Source organism: Catenulispora rubra (genome assembly GCF_015356825.1).
Taxonomy (GTDB): Bacteria; Actinomycetota; Actinomycetes; order Streptomycetales; family Catenulisporaceae; genus Catenulispora; species Catenulispora rubra.
The window spans coordinates 1-3,816 of record NZ_JAACYW010000507.1; the positions used below are offsets into that span (position 1 = coordinate 1).

Below are 3,816 nucleotides of genomic sequence, written 5' to 3' on the forward strand. Positions count from 1 at the left end.
CCACCCACCCGCCCGAGATCTTTATTTAGTACGCTTAAACAAGTAAAGGTGGGCAACGGAAGGCCGTCGTCGCATGAGCACCGTCAACGCCGGACCGGTCACGGCGCCGATTCCACCGAACCCACCGAACCCACCGAACCATCCGAACCCACCAAAGCCCCCGACCCCGCAGAACGTGCGGCAGCGGACCTTCTCCTCCCTCAAGGTCCCCAACTACCGCCTCTTCATGACCGGCCAGTCCATATCCCTGGTCGGCACGTGGATGCAGATGACCGCGCAGTCCTGGCTGGTCCTCACCCTCACGCACTCCAGCACCGCCCTCGGCCTGGTCGTCGCGCTCCAGACGCTGCCCGTCCTGCTCTTCGGCCCCTACGGCGGCGTCGTCGCCGACCGTGCCGACAAGCAGCGGCTCATGATCATCCTGCAGACCGCGATGGGGATCCAGGCGCTCGTCCTCGGCCTGCTCACCGTGTTCGGCGTGGTCAGCTTCTGGGAGGTGTGCGCGCTGGCCGTGGTCCTGGGCATGAACAACGCCTTCGAGAACGCCACGCGCCAGTCGTTCGTCCGGGAGATGGTCGGCCGCGACGAGCTCCGCAACGCCATCACCCTGAACTCGGTGATGGTGAACGCGGCGCGCGCGGTCGGGCCGGCGGTCGGCGGCGTGCTGATCGCCGTGGTGGGCATCGGGATCTGCTTCCTGTTCAACGCGGCCAGCTTCGTCGCGGTCGTCGCCTCCCTGGTGCGCATGGACCGCTCCGCGCTCCAGCCGAGCCCGCCGACGCCGCGGGCCCGCGGCCAGCTCCGCGAGGGCCTGCGCTACGCCGCCGCGACGCCGACGATCGCGATCCCGCTGGCGATGATGGGCCTGGTCGGGCTGCTGGCGTACGAGTTCCAGGTCTCGCTGCCGGTCTTCGTGGAGCGCACGTTCCACGGCGGCTCGGTCGCCTTCGGCTTCATGACCTCGGCGATGGGCGTCGGCGCCGTCGTCGGTGGCCTGTTCACAGCAGCCCGCGGCCGCACCGGCCTGCGCCCCATGGTCATCGCCTCGACCGGCTTCGGCGTGTCGATGCTGGCCGCCGCCTACGCGCCGGTGTTCGCGCTGTCCTGCGCGGTGATGCTGCTGGTCGGCTGGGCCAGCGTCTCGTTCATCGCGATCGGCAACTCGACGATCCAGCTCACCTCGGACCCGGAGAAGCGCGGCCGGATGATCGCGCTGTGGCAGGTGGCGTTCCAGGGCACGACGCCGATCGGCGGCCCGCTGGTCGGCTGGGTGATCGCGCTGTCCGACCCGCGCTCGGGGCTGGCGGTCGGCGGGGTGTCGTGCCTGGTGGCCGCGGCCGGGGGACTGGTGCTGGCGCGCCGGGTGGTGGCGCGCGGCGGGCGCACCGAGACGGAACTCGCCGCAGACCTCGCCTGACCGCCGCGCGAACCGCCGCACGAACCGGCGCCGGAGAGGCCCGTGTGCGCCTCCCGCTGCGGTGAAGAATCAGATCAATCCGAAGAGTCAGCGCCGAACTTGCCCGCAAAAGCCCGGGATTGATCTGGTTCATCGCGGCGGTAGCCGCCTCGTGTGAAGAATGAGTTGCATTAATTCGACGATCTGCCATACTCATCCCACGCCGCCACTCACCAAGGGAGGACTTCGACCGTGACGAGGAACCCCGCCCCCCTGGGCCCGGACGGAGCCGCGCCGGAGGACGACCGGTACCGGCCCGGTTACGAACTCGTCGCGGAACGCCTGCTGCACTACATCGCCGAGGAGAACCTGCGCCCCGGCGACCGGCTGCCGACCGAGCAGGGGCTGGCCGAGATCCTCGGCGTCACGCGGAACGTCACGCGCGAGGCCGTGAAGGTGCTGGCCGCGATCGGCCGGCTCACGGTCCGGCGCGGCGCGGGCATCTTCGTCGCCGCGGCCCCGGCCGTCGCCGACAACGACCAGCTGGCGCACTATCAGCCCACTGACATGGAGCACGTCCTCATGTTGCTGGACTACCGCCAGGTGATCGAGACCGAGACCGCCCGGCGCGCGGCGTCCATCGCCACGCCGCTGGAGGTCAAGTCCATCCGCGAGGCGGCGCTGGAGTCGGCCGAGGTCGGGGCGGCCGGCGACGCCGACGCCTTCGGGCACGCCGACGAGCTGTTCCACACCGCCGTGGCCGTCGCGGCGCACAACGTCTTCCTGCAGTCCTCGGTCGCCACGGTGCGCAAGTTCGCCGCGCAGAGCGACGTGCTGCTGTTCCACAGAATGGCCCCGGGCTCGCTCGAGGCCGCCGGCCGGCAGCACGTCGAGATCGCCGAGGCCATCGGCGCCGGGGACGCCGTCCGCGCGATGGACCTGATGGCCCAGCACGTGGACACCACCCGGCACCAGTTCGAGAACCGGATCCGCGACCGGCTGTTCAGCCCCGACACCCGGACCTGAACCCCGCCGCTCGCCGACACATCTGAAAACCCGGCTGCCTGACCGGCACGCCGCTACCAAGCACGCTCTCACTCAGAACAAGCACGCCCTCACCCGGCCCTGAAAGCCGACTCCGCGACGGTGTGGCCGCGACAGCGCCTGCCCCGAACCACCCCCGCGGACCTCGCGCACCCCGAAACACCTCCTTAGCCACTCCTCGATACCGCCATGCCTTTTTCCGGGCGTCCCGCGTCCGGCAGCGATCAGGAAGCAGATATGAAGATCACCCACGTCGAGTCCTTCCGGGTCCCCGTGCCCGCCGTGGATCCGCCCTTCCGGTGGCGCGAAGGCCTGGCCGGCAGCGCGCCGGCGGGGGAGGGCGGCATCCTGCGGATCGGCACCGACGCCGGCGTCGAAGGCGTCGCCTTCTTCTCCCGGCCCGGCGCCGCGGTGCTGCTCGACGATCTGGTCGAGCGGATCTTCCGCCCTGAATTGCTCGGCCAGGACCCGTTCCAGCGCGAATGGCTCTGGCACCGCGTATGGGAGCTCGACCGCATCCACGAACTGCCGCTGCCGACGCTCGGCCTGATCGACGTGGCGCTCTGGGACCTGGCCGGCCGCGTGCAGAACCTGCCGACCTGGCAGGTCCTCGGCGGCTACCGCACTGAGATCCCCGCCTACGCTTCGACCTCGACCTTCGGCAGCGTCGAAGAGTTCCTCGACGTCGCCGACCAGTGCCTGGACCTGGGCTACCACGGCGTGAAGCTGCACGCGTGGGGCGACGCCAGGCGCGACGCCCAGCTCATCCTCGCGCTCCGCGACCACCTCGGCCCCGAGGTCCCGCTGATGTACGACGGCTCGGCGGGCTTCGACCTGCCGGACGCGCTGCACGTCGGCGCGGCGCTGTCCGAGGCGAAGTACCTCTGGTACGAGGAGCCGATGCGCGAGTTCAGCGTCAGCGCCTACCGGCGCCTGGCCGAGCTCGTCGACGTGCCGCTGCTGGTCGCCGAGACCTCCGACGGCGCGCACATGAACTCCGCCGACTTCATCGCCGCCGGCGCGGCCACCTTCGGTGTGCGCGCCAGCACCAACCTTCGCGGCGGGATCACCGGCGCGATGCGCACCGCGCACCTCGCCGACGCCTACCGGCTCCGCGCCGAGGTGCACGGCTCGGACATCCCGAACCAGCACCTGTGCATGGCGATCTCGAACACCACCTACTACGAGTCGCTGGTCACCTCGAACCCGGTGGTCCGCGAACGCGCCGTCGACCGCGACGGCCTCGTGCACGCGCCGACCGGCCCGGGCATCGCGCTGCCCCCGGGGCTCGATTACCCGAGCGCCCTCCTGCCCTACGTCGAAGGCGCGACCGCCTAGCAGCACCTCGCCCGACAACCTGCCCGACACCCCACCTG

The 3,816-nt window shown here is 70.7% G+C and carries 3 protein-coding genes; all 3 read left to right on the plus strand.

What is annotated here, in order from left to right:
• Positions 1–73: 73 nt before the first annotated feature.
• The 3 genes from GWK61_RS53165 (at position 74) to GWK61_RS53175 (ending at position 3,778) form a co-directional block, all read left to right on the plus strand.
• Positions 74–1,417 (plus strand): MFS transporter, encoded by a 1,344-nt coding sequence (locus GWK61_RS53165; protein ID WP_228564472.1) that lies wholly within the window; start codon positions 74–76, stop codon positions 1,415–1,417.
• Positions 1,418–1,648: 231 nt separating this feature from the next.
• Positions 1,649–2,422, plus strand: a complete 774-nt coding sequence (locus tag GWK61_RS53170; RefSeq protein ID WP_323748182.1) for a FadR/GntR family transcriptional regulator — start codon at positions 1,649–1,651, stop codon at positions 2,420–2,422.
• A gap of 255 nt (positions 2,423–2,677) precedes the next feature.
• On the plus strand, positions 2,678–3,778 hold the full coding sequence (locus GWK61_RS53175) for an enolase C-terminal domain-like protein (RefSeq protein WP_194921958.1): 1,101 nt from the start codon (positions 2,678–2,680) through the stop codon (positions 3,776–3,778).
• The last annotated feature ends 38 nt before the right edge of the window (positions 3,779–3,816 follow it).